General features: G+C 69.0%; 17 protein-coding genes. 6 read left to right on the forward strand and 11 right to left on the reverse strand.

The window, feature by feature from the left end:
* Nucleotides 1–25 precede the first annotated feature (25 nt).
* Complete coding sequence (locus ACXIZN_RS37760; RefSeq protein WP_457959605.1) at nt 26–790, reverse strand: glutaminyl-peptide cyclotransferase; 765 nt, start codon at nt 788–790, stop codon at nt 26–28.
* 49 nt (nt 791–839) lie between these two features.
* Between ACXIZN_RS37760 and ACXIZN_RS37765 the strand changes: the two genes are divergently transcribed.
* Nucleotides 840–1,778, forward strand: coding sequence for a DUF3027 domain-containing protein (locus tag ACXIZN_RS37765; protein WP_457959606.1), 939 nt, complete (start codon nt 840–842; stop codon nt 1,776–1,778).
* Nucleotides 1,768–4,575 (forward strand): sacsin N-terminal ATP-binding-like domain-containing protein, encoded by a 2,808-nt coding sequence (locus ACXIZN_RS37770; protein ID WP_457959607.1) that lies wholly within the window; start codon nt 1,768–1,770, stop codon nt 4,573–4,575. Before ACXIZN_RS37765 ends, ACXIZN_RS37770 begins: the two co-directional genes overlap by 11 nt.
* Nucleotides 4,576–4,647: 72 nt before the next feature.
* Here ACXIZN_RS37770 and ACXIZN_RS37775 read toward each other — a convergent pair whose 3' ends face one another.
* Nucleotides 4,648–4,875, reverse strand: a complete 228-nt coding sequence (locus ACXIZN_RS37775; RefSeq protein WP_457960696.1) for a DUF2530 domain-containing protein — start codon at nt 4,873–4,875, stop codon at nt 4,648–4,650.
* Between the two features lie 80 nt (nt 4,876–4,955).
* Here ACXIZN_RS37775 and ACXIZN_RS37780 point away from each other — a divergent pair, with 80 nt between their 5' ends.
* The 4 genes from ACXIZN_RS37780 (at nt 4,956) to ACXIZN_RS37795 (ending at nt 8,707) form a co-directional block, all read left to right on the forward strand.
* Nucleotides 4,956–6,413, forward strand: coding sequence for an NCS2 family permease (locus ACXIZN_RS37780; protein ID WP_457959608.1), 1,458 nt, complete (start codon nt 4,956–4,958; stop codon nt 6,411–6,413).
* Between the two features lie 67 nt (nt 6,414–6,480).
* Nucleotides 6,481–6,912 (forward strand): MarR family winged helix-turn-helix transcriptional regulator, encoded by a 432-nt coding sequence (locus ACXIZN_RS37785; protein ID WP_125683916.1) that lies wholly within the window; start codon nt 6,481–6,483, stop codon nt 6,910–6,912.
* A 107-nt stretch (nt 6,913–7,019) separates the two neighbouring features.
* A complete protein-coding gene (locus ACXIZN_RS37790; protein ID WP_257484058.1) occupies nt 7,020–8,279 on the forward strand; it encodes an MFS transporter in 1,260 nt (419 codons plus the stop codon).
* Nucleotides 8,276–8,707 carry a hypothetical protein gene (locus tag ACXIZN_RS37795; RefSeq protein ID WP_457959609.1) on the forward strand — a complete coding sequence of 144 codons (432 nt, stop codon included), beginning with the start codon at nt 8,276–8,278 and terminating at the stop codon, nt 8,705–8,707. Before ACXIZN_RS37790 ends, ACXIZN_RS37795 begins: the two co-directional genes overlap by 4 nt.
* Here ACXIZN_RS37795 and ACXIZN_RS37800 read toward each other — a convergent pair.
* From ACXIZN_RS37800 to ACXIZN_RS37840, 9 genes are all read right to left on the reverse strand, one after another.
* Entirely contained in the window at nt 8,704–9,720 is a 1,017-nt protein-coding gene (locus tag ACXIZN_RS37800; RefSeq protein WP_457959610.1) for a hypothetical protein, read from the reverse strand. The genes ACXIZN_RS37795 and ACXIZN_RS37800 overlap by 4 nt on opposite strands.
* A 216-nt stretch (nt 9,721–9,936) precedes the next feature.
* Nucleotides 9,937–10,422, reverse strand: a complete 486-nt coding sequence (locus ACXIZN_RS37805) for a hypothetical protein (RefSeq protein ID WP_457959611.1) — start codon at nt 10,420–10,422, stop codon at nt 9,937–9,939.
* A 241-nt stretch (nt 10,423–10,663) separates the two neighbouring features.
* On the reverse strand, nt 10,664–11,503 hold the full coding sequence (locus ACXIZN_RS37810; protein ID WP_457959612.1) for an SDR family NAD(P)-dependent oxidoreductase: 840 nt from the start codon (nt 11,501–11,503) through the stop codon (nt 10,664–10,666).
* Between the two features lie 218 nt (nt 11,504–11,721).
* Nucleotides 11,722–12,471: an arylamine N-acetyltransferase family protein gene (locus ACXIZN_RS37815; protein ID WP_457959613.1), complete on the reverse strand. Its 750-nt coding sequence runs from the start codon at nt 12,469–12,471 to the stop codon at nt 11,722–11,724.
* A gap of 90 nt (nt 12,472–12,561) precedes the next feature.
* Complete coding sequence (locus ACXIZN_RS37820) at nt 12,562–13,185, reverse strand: superoxide dismutase (protein WP_016337537.1); 624 nt, start codon at nt 13,183–13,185, stop codon at nt 12,562–12,564.
* A 198-nt stretch (nt 13,186–13,383) separates the two neighbouring features.
* Nucleotides 13,384–15,243 carry a serine hydrolase domain-containing protein gene (locus ACXIZN_RS37825; protein ID WP_457959614.1) on the reverse strand — a complete coding sequence of 620 codons (1,860 nt, stop codon included), beginning with the start codon at nt 15,241–15,243 and terminating at the stop codon, nt 13,384–13,386.
* Between the two features lie 147 nt (nt 15,244–15,390).
* Nucleotides 15,391–16,059: a biliverdin-producing heme oxygenase gene (locus tag ACXIZN_RS37830; RefSeq protein WP_457959615.1), complete on the reverse strand. Its 669-nt coding sequence runs from the start codon at nt 16,057–16,059 to the stop codon at nt 15,391–15,393.
* A gap of 78 nt (nt 16,060–16,137) precedes the next feature.
* Nucleotides 16,138–16,725 (reverse strand): TetR/AcrR family transcriptional regulator, encoded by a 588-nt coding sequence (locus ACXIZN_RS37835; RefSeq protein ID WP_192743778.1) that lies wholly within the window; start codon nt 16,723–16,725, stop codon nt 16,138–16,140.
* Nucleotides 16,726–16,749: 24 nt separating this feature from the next.
* Nucleotides 16,750–18,249 carry a glutamate-cysteine ligase family protein gene (locus ACXIZN_RS37840; protein ID WP_457959616.1) on the reverse strand — a complete coding sequence of 500 codons (1,500 nt, stop codon included), beginning with the start codon at nt 18,247–18,249 and terminating at the stop codon, nt 16,750–16,752.
* Between the last annotated feature and the right edge of the window lie 22 nt (nt 18,250–18,271).

Raw genomic sequence — 18,271 nt, forward strand, 5'->3', positions numbered from 1 at the left:
CGCTTCGCGCGTTCACCACTGCTTTCTAGGCGGCGGGGACGAATTTCACGCGGAACATCCTCGGCCAGAGCTTGCCGGTGAGCAGGAATTCGTCGGTCCCCGGCACCGCGGCGATGCCATTGAGGACGTCGGCGGACCGCCGTTCCTCGGGAGCGAGCAGCCCGGAAGCGTCGATCTCGCCGGTCACCCGCCCGGTCGCGGCGTCGATCCGCAGGATCCGGTCGGTCTGCCAGACGTTCGCGTAGACGGAGGCCCCGACACACTCCAGCTCGTTCAGCTGATCACGGCCCACGTCGACGCCGCCTGTCGGCGCGAAGGTCACGGGGTCCCGGAAGGTCAGCTTCGACGAGCCGTCGCTCATCACCAGCTGCCCGTCGCGGTGACAGAGCCCCCAGCCCTCGCCGGTGTACGTCACGCGCCTCAGCTCGGCCAGCGTCTTGGCGTCGCGTTCGATCGCGACGCCGTCCTGCCAGGTGATCTGCCAGGCGGTCGCCCCCAGCACGGTGATGCCCTCGCCGAACAGGCCGGGCAGTTCCCGCCGGACCGACGGTGCCGCGCCCGGGGGCCCGGCCCGCATCGACGACTTCCCGACCAGGCCGGTCCCCTCGTACAGCGTCTCGCCGGAGAACTCGAGGCCCTGCGTGAAGGCGGCCGGGTCGTGGGGCAGCGTCGAGACCACCCGCACCTTCAGTTTCTCGGGCGCGGGCGGGGCGGCGTCGCTCACCGGCGCGGCGGCGCAGCCACCGAGGACGGCGGCCAGCAGGAGCGACATGGTCATCAGCGTGCGCACGCGGACAGCCTGACACGGACCGCGATATCGCGTGCGGCAGAATGGGGGCATGACCCTGCTGTTGACCCTGGACGACGGCTCCATCCAGCGCAAACTCGCCGAGGCGGTCGATCTCGCCCGTGCGGCGGTGCTGGAGGACGCCGGTGCCGAACAGGTCGGCGCGCACGTCGGCGTGGACCGGGAGGACGCGGTTTCCGCGAGCCACCTGTTCGAGGCGACCGTGTCGGGTTATCGAGGCTGGCGCTGGTCGGTCACGGTCGCGCTCGCCGGCGAGGAAGAGCCGATCACGGTCAGCGAGGTCGTGCTGATCCCCGGTCCCGAAGCCCGTGTCGCCCCGGCGTGGGTCCCGTGGGACCGCCGCGTCCAGGCGGGCGACCTCGGCGTCGGCGACATCTTCCCGGTGGAGAAGGACGACCCGCGGCTCGTCCCGGCGTACCTGGAGTCCGACGACCCCGCGGTCGAAGCGGTCGTCAAGGAGACCGGTCTCGGCCGGGTCCACGTGCTGTCCCGGTACGGCAGGCTCGACGCCGCCGCCCGCTGGCACGGCGGCGAGTTCGGCCCGCGGTCGGATATGGCGCGCAGCGCGCCGGACGTCTGCGGCAGCTGCGGGTTCTTCGTGCCGCTCGCCGGGTCGCTCAGCGCGGCCTTCGGCGCGTGCACCAACGACATCTCTCCGGCGGACGGCCACGTCGTCGACGTCGAGTACGGCTGCGGCGCGCATTCCGAGATCGAGGTCGAGGTGACCTCGTCGGTGCCGGTGGCGGAGCTGGTCTACGACGACTCGCTGATCGACTTCGAGCCCGCGCCGGAGACCCCGGCCGAGCCTGAGCCCGAGCCCGCCGAGGCCACCGTCGTCGACGAGTCCGAAGCCCCCGTCGCCGAGGCGCCGGAGACCGCCGAGGTCCAGCCGGAGGTCGAACCCGAGGCCGCCGTGCCGGACACCGCCGACGAAGCGCAGGTCGAGGCCGAAAGCGCCAGTGAGCACTGACCCGTTCGGCACCGAGCGGCTCCGCGCCGCCGTCCTGCGGGCGTGGGCGGATTCGCCGACGAGGTTCACCGAGGACACGAACACCGAGAACGATCTGCGCGTCGGCGGTTACCGCGACCGGCTGTTCGTCGAGCTGGCGCAGAACGCCGCCGACGCGGCCCTCGCCGCCGGTGAACGCGGCACGCTCCGGGTGTCCGTTGTGGACGGTGAGCTGAGGTTCGCCAACACGGGCGCTCCCTTGGACGCCCGCGGTGTCGAATCCCTCGCGTCTCTCCGCGCTTCCGGCAAGGGCGAGGAGACCGTCGGCCGGTTCGGCGTCGGGTTCGCCGCCGTGCTCACGGTTTCCGCCGAGCCGAGGATCGTTTCGGTGACCGGTGGCGTCGCCTTCTCCGCGGAACGCACGCGCGCCGAAGCCGGCCGCGCCGGCGACGTTCCCGTACTCCGCCTTCTGTGGCCGGTCGCCGAAACCGAACCTCCCGTGCCCGAAGGTTTCACCACCGAGGTCCGGCTTCCGCTGCGTGAAGGCGTCGACGGCAAGGCTCTCCTGGAGGACTTGAAGAACGACGCCGGTGATCTCCTGCTCACCCTGCCCTGGCTCGAAAGCATCGAGGTCCAGGGCGGTGTCTGGCGCCGGTCCGAGCTGGGCGACGGCGTCGTCGAGCTCGCGTCGCCGGACGGTTCCGAACACTGGCAGGTCCATCGCGGCGAGGTCGTCTGGGCCGTCCCGCTGGACGGGTCCGGTTCGCCCCGGCCGCTCGGTGACGACGTTTTGCACGCGCCGACTCCGACCGACGACGAGCTTTCCCTGCCTGCCAGGCTGATCGCGACGCTGCCGATCGAGCCGTCCCGCCGCCGTGCGTTGCCGGGCCCGGAGCTGACGGCGGCGTTGAAGAACGCCGCGCGGGAGTACGTCGACCTCGTCCGTTCCCTGCCCGGCAAGGAACGGCTGGCGCTCGTGCCCGGCGCGGACTTCCCGCGTTCCACTGTGGACGGAACGCTGCGGGAGGCCATTCTCGAAAACCTCGCCGACCTGCCCTGGCTTCCCGCGCAAGCGGGTGACGACTTGCCGGGGCGTCAGGCGCGTGTCCTGTCGGTGGACGTACCGGGGCTGGCGCCGCTGCTGGCCGATCTCGTGCCAGGGCTGACGTCACTGTCCGGTGTGGACCTTCGCGCGGTCGGCGCGCGGTCGCTTTCATCCGCCGAGGCCATCGAGCTGCTGACCGGGGCGCAGCGTGATCCCTCGTGGTGGCGTTCGCTCTACGACGTGCTGCTCCCGGCCCTCGAAGCGCACGACCTCACCAAGGACGACCTCGGCGCACTGCCGGTGCCGATGTCGGACGGCCGTACCTTGCCCGGCGTCCGCGACGCGCTGCTCGTCGGCGGCTCGGCGGAACTGCTCGAACTTCTGTCCGATGTGGACATCATCGGCCTGCGGCTGGTGCATCCGGCCGCCGCGCATCCGTTGCTGGAACGCTTGGGAGCCAAACACGCCGAGGCGGGTGACCTGCTCGAAGCCGACGCGCTGAGCGCCGCCGTCGAACGCAGCGTCGAGGACGTCCGGTCCGGTTTGGACGGAATGGCCCTCGCGGGCGCGGTGCTCCGCCTGATCGCCGAGGTCGGCGACGAAGCCCCCGGTTGGGCGGGTGCGCTGGCCCTGCCGAGCGAGGACGGCTGGCGGCGCGCGGACGAACTCGTCCTGCCCACGTCGCCGCTGGGCGACATCTTCGATCCCGAGGTGTTCGAAGAAGACGGCGCCTTGTCCGTGCTGGACGAGGAATTCGCCGAAGATTGGCCGGCGGCCACACTCGTCGCGGTCGGTGTCCTGGATTCGTTCGCGATCATCACCGACGACGAACCGCTGGAACCCGAGCACGGCCTGCCCGACGAGCACGACTGGTGGGATTCGCTGGAGCGTCCGCCGTCGCGGGTGCTGGCCGTGCGCGATCTCGATCTCGTCGCCGACGACGCCTGGCCGGAGGCGCTGCAGCTGCTCGCGGCTCGCCCCGAAACCTGGCGTGCCCTCACCGAACCCGGCGGGCACACCGGCTGGTGGCTCGCGCGGTACGCGCTCCTGGACGGGCACGCGCCGCTCGATTGGCGGATGCCGGAGGCGTCCGCGCTGGCCGGCCTCTATGACGTCGTCCCGGATTCGGGGCTGAGCAAGGAGATCCTGCTCGCCGCTGGTGTCCGCACGGAGCTGGGGGCAGACGCCGAAGACGTCGAGGATCTCTTGGAGCGGCTTGGGGATCCCGAGCGCAAGGTGAGCCCCGGACTCGCTTGCCGGGCGCACGCGGCCCTCGCCGAGTACACAGTGGACGTTCCCGCGCCGGATCGCGTCCGTGCCGCGGACGGCTCGGCCGTCGACGCCCGCGACGCCGTCGTGCTCGACGTGCCGTGGTTCGCGGCCGTGCTGGCGCCGGAGCGGATGGTCGTTTCGGCGAGCGGCGCCGCCGCGCTGGCGGAACTGCTGGACCTGCCGGTGGCGAGCGGTCTCGACGCCAAGGTCACCGAAGACGGCGAGTTCGTGCCGTGGACGGAGCTGTCCGCGCTGCGGCTGGCCGCCGATCAGCTCGGCGTCGAGCTGCCCGACGGCGGGGTGCTGCTGCACGAGGTGCTGACGGTGACCTTCGAGGACGCGGAACACGACGTCGCCTGGTGGTCCGACGGCAGGCTGCACGCCGCCGACACCTCTGAAGGCCTCGGCCGGGCATTCGCCTGGGCCACCGACCGCTGGGCCGACCGGCACGTCCTGACGGCCCTGCTCGACGATCCCTCGCCCTCCGCCCTCCTGAACTGACGCATTTCGTCCTCTGGATGCGGTCCTTGCACACGCAAGTACCGCATCCAGAGGACGAAACGCGAGGGAAAGTCAGAGGTGCTGGGCGCTCTTCGAGCCCCGGCGGGCGGCGGCGCGTTGCCAGCTGATGATCGCGAGACCGATGAAGCCGAGCACGAGGCCGGAGAACGCCGTCTGCACCCAGATGCCGTCGGTCACAAAGAACAGGACCACGGTCGCGACCGCCCAGAGCGAGGTACCTACGATCACCACCGGCGTCAGGTCGGTCAGCCGCTTCGGCAGCTCCGGCGTTGGCCGCAATGAACCGTTTACTTCCCCGGAATTGATCGATTCGCCCACGTGGGGAAGGGTACCCGGCAACGGGCGAAGGGTGGTACGCGATGGCGGAGCAGCGCACCCGGTCCACACTGGACCGGTTCTTCAAGATCAGCGAGCGCGGCTCGACACCGGGGCGGGAGATCCGCGGCGGGGTCGTCACCTTCTTCACGATGGCCTACATCGTGGTCCTGAACCCGCTGATCCTCGGCAGTTTCTCCGCCGAAGACGCGGGTGCGCACAAGGACGTCCTCGGCAACATCCTCCCCGTCCCGCAGGTCGCCGCGGTGACCGCGCTGGTCGCCGGCGTGCTGACCATCGTCATGGGGCTGGTCGCGAACTACCCGTTCGCCATCGCCACCGGCCTCGGCATCAACAGCCTGATCGCGGTCACCTTCGCCTCCCAGATGAGCTGGCCCGAGGCGATGGGCCTGGTGGTGATCGAAGGCCTGGTCATCGTCCTGCTCGTGTTCGCCGGTATCCGCACGGCGGTGTTCAACGCCGTGCCGCCACCGCTGAAATCCGCGATCGCGGTCGGCATCGGCCTGTTCATCTGCCTGATCGGCCTGGTCGACGCCGGCTTCGTCCGCCGCGTCCCCGACGACGCTAAGACCACCGTGCCGGTCGGGCTCGGCATCAACGGTTCGATCGCGTCGTGGCCGACGCTGGTGTTCGTCGTCGGCCTGCTGATCACCGGAATCCTGGTGGCGAAGCGGGTCAAGGGCGCGATCCTGATCGGTGTCCTCGCCTCGACCGTGCTGGCGATCGTCATCGAGGCGATCACCAAGGTCGGCCCGTCGAAAGGCGTGAACCCGCAGGGCTGGAACCTCGGCTACCCGGCGCTGCCCGATCAGGTCCTCGGCGTACCGGATCTCTCACTGGTCGGCGACATCTCCTTCGGCGCCTGGACGCGGCTGCCGATCATCACCGTCGTGCTGCTGGTGTTCACCCTGGTACTGGCGGACTTCTTCGACACCATGGGCTCGATGACCGGCCTGGCGAAGGAGGGCGGCCTGCTTCCGCCCGACGGCAAACTCCCGAACGTCGGCAAGGCGCTGTTCGTCGACGGCACCGCCGCGGTGGCGGGCGGGTTCGCGTCTTCGAGTTCGAACACCGTCTTCGTCGAGTCCGCGTCCGGTATCGCCGAAGGCGCCAGGACCGGGCTCGCGAACGTCGTCACCGGCGTGCTGTTCATCGCGGCCATGTTCCTGACCCCGCTCTATCAGGTCGTCCCGGTCGAGGCCGCCGCTCCGGCGCTGGTCGTCGTCGGCGCGCTGATGATGAGCCAGGTCAAGGAGATCGACTTCGCCGACTTCACCGTCGCGCTGCCCGCGTTCCTGACCATCGTGGTCATGCCGTTCACCTACTCGATCGCCAACGGCATCGGCGCCGGCTTCGTCAGCTACGTCGTCATCCGCGCGGTCACCGGCAAGGCCAAGGGCGTGCACCCGCTCATGTGGGCCATCGCGGCGATGTTCGTGGCCTACTTCGCGGTCGGCCCCATCCAAGCCGCGTTCAGCTGACCAGCGGTTATGTCGGCCGTGGGCGATCTCACGGGCCGATGATCCGATCGTGAGGTATGCTAACTATATGTCCGGAGACACGCACGAGCGCTCACTGGCGAGCCGCCTGCGTCTCGCGGTGGTGCGGCTGAATCGGCGGCTGCGGGCCCAGCGGGCCGGTGACGGCATCTCGCTGACCCAGGTGTCCGCGTTGTCGACGCTGCACAAATGCGGTGCGCTGACCCCTGGCCAGCTCGCCGCGAAGGAAGGCGTCCAGCCGCCTTCGATGACGAGGGTGATCGCCGCGCTCGAGGAGATGGGTTACGTCGAGCGCAGGCCGCATCCGACGGACGGCCGCCAGGCCATCGTCGAACTGTCCGGCCGCGGCCGGGCCTACGTGATCGAGCAGATCACCGCGCGGGAGATCTGGCTGGACAAGCAATTGGCGGAGTTGAGCGCCGAAGAACGCGAAGTGCTCTCTCGCGCCTCCGAGATCATCGACAGGATGGCGGGGAACTAACAGCGGTGACGACCACGGGTAGCGAAACACAGTGTCCTTCCAAGACCGCCGCTACCCGGGAACCTTCTCCACCGCCACCTCCCGTTCGCGAGAAACCGCGCGGGAGCATGTTCTCCTCGCTGAAGGTCCGTAACTACCGGCTCTTTTTCACCGGCCAGGTCATCTCGAACATCGGCACCTGGATGCAGCGCATCGCGCAGGACTGGCTGGTGTTCACCCTCAGCGGCAACGACCCGATCGCGCTCGGCATCGCGGTCGCCTTGCAGTTCCTGCCGACGCTGTTCCTCTCGCTGTGGGCCGGGGTGCTGGCCGACCGCGTCGACAAGCGACGGCTGCTGATCGGCATCCAGATCGCCGTGCTGGCGCAGGCGGTCGTCCTGGGCGCGCTCGATCTGAGCGGGATCGCGGCGCTCTGGCACGTCTATCTGCTCTGCTTCACCCTCGGCGTGACGGCGTCGCTGGAAGTGCCCGCGCGGCAGTCGTTCGTCGCCGAGATGGTCGGCAGGGACAAGGTCACCAACGCCGTCGCGCTCAACTCCTCGATCTTCAACATGGCCCGGATCGTCGGCCCGGCCATCGCGGGTTTCGCGATCACCTGGGTCGGCACCGGCTGGCTGTTCATGGCGAACGCGGTGAGCACGGGCGCCGTCATCGCCGCGCTGGTGATGATGAACCCGGACAAGCTCTTCCGCGGCCCGGCCATCCCGCGAGAGAAGGGGCAGCTCGTCGAGGGACTGCGCTACGTGCGGCGGCGCAGTGACCTGATGACCGTGATGGTGCTGGTGTTCTTCGTGAGCACGTTCGGCATCACGTACTTCACGTCGCTGCCGATCGTCGCCGCGAACGTCTTCCACACCGACGCCGACGGCTACGGCCTGCTGTCGACACTGGTCGCCGTCGGTACCTTCACCGGCGCGCTGATGTCGGCCCGCCGCAACACCCGCGGTGGTCCGCGCGTGCGGCTGCTGCTGATCTCGGCGTTCCTGCTCGGCGCGTTCGAGGTGGTCACCGCGTTCATGCCGACGTACCTGAGCTTCGGCCTCGCGCTGATCCCGCTCGGCTTCGCCACGATCACCTTCCTGAACACGGCGAACGCACTGGTGCAGACCGCGGTCAGCCCGGAGATGCGCGGCCGCGTGATGGGCCTGTACGTGCTGGTCCTGATCGGCGGCAACCCCATCGGCGGCCCGATGACCGGCTGGATGGCCGACGCCTTCGGCGGCCGCTCGCCGTTCTACATCGGTGGCGCGGTCTCGGCGCTCGCCGCGATAGCCTGTGCCGTCGTGCTGATCCGGCGTGGCGGGGTGAGCCTGCCGGTGCGGCGGTTCGGGAACGGGCTGCGGGTGCTGAAGCGGGAGCGGGTGTGAACAGACTCGGCGTCGAACCTTCGGTGACCGGCGAGGCCCGGTTTCTCGACTGGACGATCGACGGCGTCGCGCTGCGGTCGATGATTCCCGGCCCGCCGGAGCAGCAGACGCCGCTGTTCCTGGACGACGATGTGTGGCGCGAGGCCGCTGTCGAGACGCTTCGCCGTCTGCTGGGCGAACTGCCGGGTGATTTCGACGACGGCCGGGTGGCGCTGCTGGTGTGCCCGGCGTGCGGTGACCTCGGCTGTGGCGCGTACAGCGTCGAGATCGTGTTCGGCGACGACGTGGTCGAGTGGCGGGCCCTCGGTTGGCAGACCGACTACGAGCCGTTCGACGGCCTGGACGAGGACGGGTTCACCGGGGCCAGGTTCGAGCGGAAGGCGTACGAGACGCTGCTCGGCGACCTGCTGTCGAACTACCGGGTTTAACGGCCGAGCAGCGGCGGCACCATCTTCTCGGCGAGTGCCATGAGATCGCCGGTGCCCTTGAACTTGAGCGTCTGCCCGGCCGGATCGTCGGTGAGCTGCACGAAGACGCCTCGTCCGTCGACTTGGGCGGGCAGCCCCGCGATCGTCGTGGTCGGAGCGACGACTGAGGACAGTTCGCTGTAGTCAGCGGTCACGCCGTTCAGCTCGCACGCGGCGAAAAAGGTCGGCTTCGCGTTGTCGGCGGGCACACCGAGCGCGCGGCCGAGTTCTCCGCACAACAGCCACGAAATCACCGGAAGCGGCCGGTCCTTGATCGGGCCCGGTTCGGTCTTCTCCAGGGCGATCTCGCCGTCCTCGCCGACCTTCGGCAACTTCGGCCCCGGCGGTGTCACGCCGGCGATCAGCGCTTCGGCGAGCGCCCTCGCCTTCTTCTCGGTTTCGGGGCTCTTGACGATCCTGCTGCGGAGCGAAACGTGCAGCACCGGCGACGCGCCGTTGCGCGGCGCGACGTCGACGAGTTCCACGCTCAGGCTGGTGCCGTCCTTGTCCGTGGCGATGACCGCGAGCTTGCCGGCGACCGTGGTCTTCGTGGGCAGGCCCCGGCTCGTGTCCTCGGGCAGCGCGGGGGCCATCTGCGCGCTGACGTCGAGTTTCGTGGTGACCGCGTGACAGGACCGGCCCGCCTCGCGGAGCGTGCGGTCGCCGAGGATCTCCTCCCAGCGCTGCTCCGGGATCGCCTGGCACAGCACCTGCGCACCGGTTTCGGCCGTCAGCGCGGCCACCATCTCGCCCGTCGGCATCATGACCGGACGGAGCTCCTGCCCGGACTTGGACGGCCAGACTTCGGGGAGCTTCGCCTCGGTACCGGTGTCGTCCCGGTTCAGCAGGGTGATCGCGACGAAGATGCCCACCCCGAACAGCAGCAGGGCACTGACGAGCGCGCAGCCCGCCCAGATCCACATCGGACGGTCGGTCCTGCGCGCGATGGCTCGGTAATCGTTCGGGGTGGCCACGGGGTGAAGCTAGCCCGTCGGGCGCCGCCTGTCCGGCGAAACGCCAACCCGATGGGCGGATCCGCGGAGGTGGGCCTTCGGGGAGGGTTGCGGCTGACTTCGATCAGCGCTGGTTAGTAAACCGGCGAAGTGGACCCGGCAGCCTTCCGGACGGTGGGTGGGCCGGGTTTCGCGTATCCGGACCTCATACGGTTCTGATCTCTTCCGCCATTTCCCTCACCCGGGTCTTGGTGTGGCCGCCACGCTGCCAGCACCAGGCGAGGGCGTCCGGTACGGCCAGCAGTGGTTCTTCGAAGGCACGTAGATGCCGGTACTCGAGAGTGTCGTGGCATCCGTGCCGTCGGACAGAGCGATACAGCGTCTTCCTGTCCAGTCCACTATCGATTCGTCGCTCTCCAGGACCAGCATTCGTGTCCCGGCGCTCGCGAGGTCCTCGACCAGTGCGTCGAGGCAGGCTTCGCGCTGACGACGTCGATGATGCGCTGAAGCGTCGTAGATCGTCACCGTCGGCCCGAGTCCGGCGATGGTGTCCAGGATCCGTTTCCGGCGTCCGTCGTTCTCGTGGGTGAAGTGCAGACGCCGTTGTCCGGGAAGCACCAGGCCGCGTATAGCGCGCCTGGCGGACGTGAGGTCGCCTGAAAGCAGCGCGGCGGCTGTCACCAACACCAAGTAACCGCGCTCTTTGCTTTCGTCGACGAACACGTGGCTGGTCATCCCGTGCATTGTTCCGGTGAGGGCCGACAAGACGATCATCGGCTGAGAGTGATGCCCTTGCGCGCGGGCAAAAGCTCCCCTCTAACGGGAGGACGAAGCAACGCCGGAGAGAACCGATCCGAAACCCGGTTCGCGCTGCTCAAGACATGAGCAGCGGCCCCGGCTGGATCACGGGCACCGCGCTCAGGCCTTCACAGACGCCCACTGCGCCAGTCGCCTTCGTACAACTTCACCTCCACCTCGCCGAGGGAGGCGGCTCCAGCGCCTCCCGCAGCTCGCCGCCCACGGCGCCCGCGATGTCTTCGACCGTCCAGGTGTCCCGCTCCAGCACGGGTTCCTTGATCGCGGTCTGCCGGAGAACGCACAGGATGTCGCCGCGGAACCGGAGGATCTGCCCGGTGACGCCCGTCGACAGGTCGCTGAGCAGGTAAGTCACCAGCGGCGCCACCCGTTCCGGGGTGTGCTGTGGCGTCTGGACGACGGTCGGGTCGTTCCGGGCCATCCGCGTCCAGGCCACCGGTGCGACGGCGTTGACCCGGATGCCGTATTGGGCCAGGTCGGCCGCCCAGGAGGCGGTCATGGAGGCGACGGCGCCTTTCGACGCCGAGTAGGCGGCCGCGCGCCGCTGGCCGATCATCGAGCCGGACCCGACGTTCACGATCACGCCGCCGCCCCGCTCGCGCAGCACTTTCGCCGCCGCGGTCCCGCAGAACAGCGGGCCGAGCACGTTGACCTCGACCACTTCGCGCATCCGCGCCGGGTCGTCCGCCCACGGGTCGGCCCGGTAGTTGACGCCGGCGTTGTTGACAAGGCCGTCGAGCCTTCCGAATTCGGCGACGCATCGGTGGATCAGTCCAGCGGCCGGCGCCGCGTCGGCGACCGAGCCCTCATAGGACACGGCCCGCCCGCCCAGGTCACGGATCTCCCTCGCGACCTCGTCGGCGAGCCCCGCTTCGACGTCGTTCACCACGACCGCCGCGCCCTGTGCGGCCGCGTGGTGGGCGAAAGCCCTACCCAGACCCTGTCCGGAACCGGTGATCACCACGGCTTTGCCGCTCAGAAGACTCATGGGGACAAGTGTGCTGTCACCCGGACGGGTGAGATCGGCATCTCTCGATCGAACCCCTTGTCGGGGCAGATGAGGTTAGGCTAACCTCATACATGTCCGCTTCGTGGTGGGAGCGGCAGTCAGTTCGGGAACGGACGAAGCCCCGCGACCGGGTCACCCCCGGAGGCGGGGCTTCGTTCATTCCGGAGGGTTCATGGTCGATGACCGCGCCGATCAGGTCAAGGCACCCGGTCGAGTGCGATCCCGAACTCCTTCCGATAGACGTCCAGGATCTCCTGGTCACCCGAAAGCCTGGTCTCCTCGCGGACGCCGTGGGTGGTGACGATCAGCTTGTCACCCGCCAGCGTGACCCGGCCGTGCTTGGCAGGCAGCGAGCAGGTCGGTCCCCGCGTGAAATGCGAGTCCGGCGACGTCGACTGCCAGAAAGCGGTCGGGACGAACTCGTCCAGCGCCCGCGGCCGCCGCTCGATCCGGTACTGGGGAGCGCCGTCGAGCAGGACGTCGATGTCGCCGTGGGGCGCGTCGAGGACCAGGAACTCCCCTTCCGGGTCGGCCTGCGCCTCGGTGGCGGCCAGCCGCAGCGGGAACCGGCTGAACCGCCCGAAGCCGACGTCGGCCAGCCACGGTTCGTCCAGTTCGACGTGGACGACGGCGTGGTCGAACGGCGGCCCGAGGGTGCCGTCCGGCCGGAACACCTTCGCCGACCTCAACCCGGCGTCGAACCCCAGCTCCCGCAGCAAGGCGGCGAAGAGCCCGTTCAGCTCATAACAGAAGCCGCCACGGCGCCGGAGCACGATCTTGCCGAACAACGCCTCGGTCTCCAGGACGATCGGTTCGCCGAGGTGGATGCTCAGGTTCTCGAACGGCACCACCGCGAGGTGGCGTTCCTGCAGCGTCCGCAGCGCGGCGACGTCCGCGGTGGCGGGAGGGGCGAGCCCGAGTCGGTCGAGGTACGCGGCGACGTCCATGCGTCCACCTTGACACCTCGACTTCGCTGGAGGTCAAGAAACGAAAACGGGGCCCTCCGTGAAGGAGAGCCCCGTTTGTGGCGAGAAGTGTCAGCCGAGCAGCAGGCCGTTGCCACCGGCGACGGCGTTGTCGAACCGCTTGGAGATCTCGGCCCAGTTGAAGATGTTCCAGAGCGCCTTGACGTAGTCCGGCTTCACGTTCTTGTAGTCCAGGTAGAACGCGTGCTCCCACACGTCGACCAGCAGGATCGGCGTGGTCGGCAGGACCAGGTTGTTGTGGTGGTCACGCAGCTGCTGGGTGATCAGCGTCTTGCCGATCGGGTCCCAGGAGAGCGCGGCCCAGCCGTTGCCCTGGATCGTGGTGGCGACCGCAGTGAACTGCGCCTTGAACTTGTCGAAGGAGCCGAACGCCTCGTCGATCGCGGAGGCCAGCTCGCCGGTCGGCTTGTCGCCGCCTTCCGGGGAGAGGATCTTCCACCACACGACGTGGTTGGCGTGCCCGGCGAGGTGGAACGCCAGCGTGGTCTGCAGGCCGACGATGTCGCCGAAGTTGCCGGCCTCGCGGGCCTCGGCGATCTTGTCGAGCGTGTCGTTCGCGCCCTTGACGTAGGTCGCGTGGTGCTTGCTGTGGTGCAGCTCGTTGATCTCGCCAGAGATGTGCGGCGCCAGAGCGCTGTAGTCATAGTCGAGATCGGGGAGCACGTAGCGGGCCATCGGCCCTCCTTCTGTCTTCGACACAAGTTTCCAAGGACGAACTTAGTCGTCTTCACCCGTTTGCGGCGACCGGGGGCGCCGCGTTTCTCCCCAGGTGGAACGACCCGTTCGTAGCGGCTGTACCCGGTGGGGCCACCGCCTGAAACCCACCCTGCTAGCTCCAGTTAGCTGGAGGTCAAGGCGATGTGACGGCGGTCATCAAGCCAGGTAGGGCAGCCCGGCCAGGTGATAGGAGGCGAGTACTCCGAGGAAGGCCGCCAGTGCCACGGAAACCACCGTGTAGGTGATCCTGGCGGGGACGGTCCACCAGCGGCGGAGCCACGCGAGCGCCGTGCAGACGACGGCCGCGCCGGTCAGGAGCAGGACGAGGTTCGGCAGGAGCAGGGTGACGCTCAGCAAGGGGGAGTGCCCGGAGGTCAGCGCGACCGCGGCGGCGCTGAGATCACTCATGAGGAGGGCGAAACCGCCCGTGAACAGCAGGACCGCGAGGGCGGCGGACCAGGCGGCGACCGTCGCGAACCGGGCGCCTTTCGGATTCCGCTCGCGGCCACGCCGGACGAACGCGCGGATCGGCCACCACGCCAGCGCGCCCACCAGGAGCAGCAGCGCGATACCGAGGATCAGCAGGTGCGTGGACGGCGATCCGAGCCATGACGTGCGTTCGTAGGAGGAGTTCGGGTCGTCGCCCGCGAACAGCAGCATCTCCCCGCCGGATTCGCGGAACGCGAGGCGCTCACCGGACGCGTCGGTGAACAGCCCGGGCTCCGTCTGCGTCCATCGCCGGGTCCCCTCGCCGAGGCCGGACGTCGTCAGCACGCCGTCGCCGTCGGCGGTCACGGTGACGCCGCCCGCGAGCGCACGCACCTTCGTGAAGCTGTCGTAGTCCAGCCGGGTGTTGTTGTAGTCGCCTTCGAACCGCGAGACATCACCCGCGAGGGTCACGGGCGCGGGAACGGGAGCGGCGGGCTGGAGCCGCTCGACGAAGGCCTTGAGCACCTCGGCGGTCACCGCGGCGGCGTCACCGGAGAACGCGCCGCCGTTGAACGCCAGGTACACGCCGGTGTTCTTCTCGGGGATCAGCTCCAGCACGCTGAAGAACCCCGGTGAGTCGCCGGTCTTCTCCACCATGCGCAGGCCGTTCAGATACCGCTCGGAGAAGCCGAACCCCATCGCGGGCAGCCGCGGGTCGTTGCGGAACCGCGCGCCGTGCAGCTGGTCGAGCAAGGAGCGGCTGAACACGCCGGGAACGAGGTTCGCGGACAGATAACGGCCCATGTCGGCCGGAGTGGCGACGTTCCCGTCGCCGGCGGGCGGTTCGGGGCCGAAGTTGGCGGGCGGGACGACCTGTGCGGCACCGTCCCAGCGGTACCCGCTCGCCAGCGGGACGTCCGGGGTGGGCTGCGCGACGCTGCTGGCGTTCATCCCCGCCGGTTCGAAGATGTGCTGCCGCACGTAGTCCGAATAGGACTGTCCGGACGCGAGTTCCACGAGATGCCCGGCGAGCGCGAAGCCGTAGTTCGAGTAGATCGCGACGTCGCCGGGCGGCCGGACGCGGGTGGGCATCTCGTTCGCGAGGTGCTCGGCGAGCGAAGGGAGTTTCTCGTCCCGTGGCGTGAACATCCGGTACACCCGGTCCTCGAAACCGGCGGTGTGGGTCAGCAGGGAGAACAGGGTGACCGGGCGGCCGGGGAAGGTTTCGGGGATCTTGAACGATTTCAGGTAAGTGTTGACGTCGGCGTCCAGCGCGATCTTGCCCTGTTCGACCAGCTGCATCGCGGCGGTCGCGGCGATCGACTTGCCGACGGAGTTGATCAGGAATCCGGTGCGCTCGGGGTCCACCTTGGCCTGGGTGTCCACTGAGGACACTCCGTAACCCTTCGAGAACACGGTCTTCCCGCCTTCGACGACCACCACGGCGGCACCGGGGATGTGATGCTCGGCAAGGCTCCGCGGAAGTATCTCGTCGAAGACGCCGGCGGGTGTCGCGGCTTGGGCGGCGGGGGCACTCAGGACCGTCGCGAAGGTCAGCAGGGCGGCGGTGGCCGCGATCCGGAACATACCCCGAAAGTTAGGGATTTCCCCGGGGAGAAGGGATCCGGCGGGCCGCCGATCGCGGGGTGGGGCCTGCCCTACCTGGTGACCGGCCCGCGTCAAGCTGCTCGTGAGTGGTAAGGACGGTTCTAACCGTCCTTACCACTCACGAGGTCAGGCGGCCCGGTACGCGTCCAGCTCGCTCGCCAGCTCGTCGAACACCGCGATGTTGCATTCGAAGGCCACGATGGCCTCGTCGATCAGCCGCGCGCGCTCGTCTTCGGTCCACGGCGCCGAGTTCAGCTGCTCGCGGTAGTTGTCCCGGAACTTGGGCGCGCTGCCCAGCTGGTCGAAGTGGTAGAACAGCGAACCCGCCTCGGTGAGCTCGTACTTGCGCTCCAGCAGCCGCCGGATGACCTGGCCGCCGGCGATGTCGCCGAGGTAGCGCGTGTAGTGGTGGGCGACGAACCCGCCGGACCAGTCCGACGCCTCGGCCACGCGCCGCGCGTAACGCTCCGTCGAGGGCAGCGGCCGGATGGTCTCGCGCCAGTCCGGGCCGACGAGGTGTTCGAGGTCGCGTTCGAGGCTCGGCAGCCGCCGCAGCTCCTCGAAGACGAACTTGCCCGCCACCGGGTCCTTCGCCAGCTTGTCGGCGGCCTGCTCGATGGCCTGGTAGATGAAGTAGTACTGGATCGCCAGCCGGATGTACCCGTCGCGCGTGAGCTCGCCGCCGAGCAGCGCGTTCATGTACTCGGAGTGGTTGGCCCGCTCGTGGGCGGGCAGGGTGGAGGCGCGCAGGGCCGCGGAGAACGGCCCGGATTCGACGTCGGTGGTCACCGGCATGGACAGAGCCTCCAAGCATCGATCTGACATGCTGTCAGAAAGAGCGTAAGGCACAACCACGGGTTAGGCTACCCTTATTTACGGGTTTTCCGTCATCCCGACCGCTCTGAGCACGAAGCGGACGGCTCCCTCGATCGCGTCGTCCAGCCGTTCGGGTGGCACGTCGACGACCTGACGGCTGCCCAGCGCGGCGGTGATCATCGGGATCAGCACGTCGGGGTCCTCGTCCGGCACCCCCTCGGCGAGGATCTCGCGCAGCTGGCCGGTGATGGGGTCGGCGTGCGCGCTGATCCGCCGGTACGCGGCGGGTGCCAGTGCCGACGCGAGCGCCGTCCCCGGCGGCAGGTGGTACTCGGCCAGTACCCGCAGCTGGAGCCGGACGAAGGTCGCGAGCTTCTCGACCGGGGTGTCCGCGGTCGCGACGGCCGCCTTCAGCCGTTCGACGTACCGCGTCGCCTCGTCCTCGACGAAGGCGACCAGCAGGCTTTCCTTGTCCGGGAAGTGGTTGTACATCGCCGTGCGGCCGAGGCCCGCTTCGGCGGCGACACCCGCGAGCGTGATCGCGTCGAATCCGCGCTCGTACAGCTGCCCGCGCAGGACGTCGAACACCCTACTGCGGACCTCGCGCCGGTGCTCCTCCAGCGACCGGCCGATGATCTTGGGCACGAGCCACCTCCCTGGAGGAAGACTCTAAGCCTCCAGGGACCAGGTGTGCACCGGCGTCTCGGTGGCCGACAGCTCCAGGTACCGGCCCAGCATCCGGTTCAGCGCGGTCTCCCGCTCGGCGCCGCGCTCCTCCGCGCGCAGGACGTACTCCCGCTGCCACGCCGCGCCGGTCCGCCGGGTGAGGCACCGCTGCTCGATGATGCCCAGATAACGCTCTCTCGCCTCGTCCGAAACGTCCGATCGGCGTAGTCCTTCGTGCGCCAGCGGCAGCAGGACCCGCAGCACCAGCTCGTCCGGCGGGATCCAGCCGATACCCGGCCAGTACAGCTGCGCGTCGAAACCGCGGCGCGCCCCCGCGTACATGTTCTCCTCGGCCGCCTGGAACGACATCTGTGTCCACACTGGACGGTCGGCTTCGGCGAGTGCCCGCTGCGCGCCGTAGAAGAAGGCGGCGTTCGCGACCATGTCGACGACGGTCGGGCCCGCGGGCAGCACACGGTTCTCCACCCGCAGATGCGGCAGGCCGTCGACGACGTCGTAGACCGGCCGGTTCCAGCGCCAGACGGTGCCGTTGTGCATCCGCAGCTCGGTGAGTTTCGGGGCCTGCCCGGAGTCGAGCGCCTCGATCGGGTCCTCCCGGTCGGTCTCGGGAAGCAGACCGGGGAAGTACCGGACGTTCTCCTCGAACAGGTCGAAGATCGACGTGATCCACCGCTCGCCGAACCACACCCTCGGCCGCACGCCCTGGTTCTTCAGTTCTTCGGGCCGGGTGTCCGTGGCCTGCAGGAACAGCGGGATCCGGGTTTCGTGCCACAGTGCCTTGCCGAGCAGGAACGGCGAATTCGCACCGACGGCGATCTGGACGCCGGCCAGCGCCTGCGCCGCGTTCCAGTGCGCCGCGAACTCCTCCGGCGCGACCTGCAGATGCAGCTGGACGGAGGTGCAGGCGGCCTCGGGCAGGATGGACTCGGAGTAGCTGCGCAGCCGCTCGGGCTGGCGGCCGGGCAGCGGCGAGCCCTCCATGGAAAGCACGGTGCGCTCGCCGCGCGCGGCGAAGATCCGGTCGTTGAGCAGCGAGTACCGGGCGTTGTTGGTCAGCCATTTCTGGTCGAAGTGCTCGTGCCGCAACGTCGGGAGGATGCCGATCATCGCCAGGGAGGCGCCGGATTCCTCGGCCTTTCGCGAAGCGGCGCCCAGATACGCGTGGAGGTCGTCCTCCAGTTGCAGCGCGGACTCGCCGGCCAGCGGCCGCGGCGGCACGTTGAGCTCCAGGTTGTGCTGGCCGAGCTCGGTGGTGAACGAAGGATCGTTCAGCGCTTCGAGCACCGTCGTGTTCGTCATCGACGGGCGCAGTTCCGCGTCGACGAGGTTGAGTTCGACCTCGAGGCCGATGTTCTTGCGCGGGAAGGAAAAACTTCCGTCGGTGAGCATCCGGGCCAAGGTGTCGAGGCAGCGCTGTACCTTCCGGCGATAGCGGCCGCGATCCTGCGGCTCGGAGGGGTCCGCCGAAAGATTCTTACCCATGTTCGTCGAGCTCCTCATTGGC

The sequence above is a fragment of the Amycolatopsis sp. TRM77291 genome, assembly GCF_054166285.1.

Bases quoted from the DNA above. Each gene is read 5' to 3' on its own strand.
- ACXIZN_RS37765 (WP_457959606.1), top strand. From the start codon at position 840: ATGACCCTGCTGTTGACCCTGGACGACGGCTCCATCCAGCGCAAACTC.
- ACXIZN_RS37780 (WP_457959608.1), top strand. From the start codon at position 4,956: ATGGCGGAGCAGCGCACCCGGTCCACACTGGACCGGTTCTTCAAGATC.
- ACXIZN_RS37785 (WP_125683916.1), top strand. From the start codon at position 6,481: ATGTCCGGAGACACGCACGAGCGCTCACTGGCGAGCCGCCTGCGTCTC.
- ACXIZN_RS37790 (WP_257484058.1), top strand. From the start codon at position 7,020: ATGTTCTCCTCGCTGAAGGTCCGTAACTACCGGCTCTTTTTCACCGGC.
- ACXIZN_RS37810 (WP_457959612.1), bottom strand. From the start codon at position 11,503: ATGAGTCTTCTGAGCGGCAAAGCCGTGGTGATCACCGGTTCCGGACAG.
- ACXIZN_RS37815 (WP_457959613.1), bottom strand. From the start codon at position 12,471: ATGGACGTCGCCGCGTACCTCGACCGACTCGGGCTCGCCCCTCCCGCC.
- ACXIZN_RS37820 (WP_016337537.1), bottom strand. From the start codon at position 13,185: ATGGCCCGCTACGTGCTCCCCGATCTCGACTATGACTACAGCGCTCTG.
- ACXIZN_RS37825 (WP_457959614.1), bottom strand. From the start codon at position 15,243: ATGTTCCGGATCGCGGCCACCGCCGCCCTGCTGACCTTCGCGACGGTC.
- ACXIZN_RS37830 (WP_457959615.1), bottom strand. From the start codon at position 16,059: ATGCCGGTGACCACCGACGTCGAATCCGGGCCGTTCTCCGCGGCCCTG.
- ACXIZN_RS37840 (WP_457959616.1), bottom strand. From the start codon at position 18,249: ATGGGTAAGAATCTTTCGGCGGACCCCTCCGAGCCGCAGGATCGCGGC.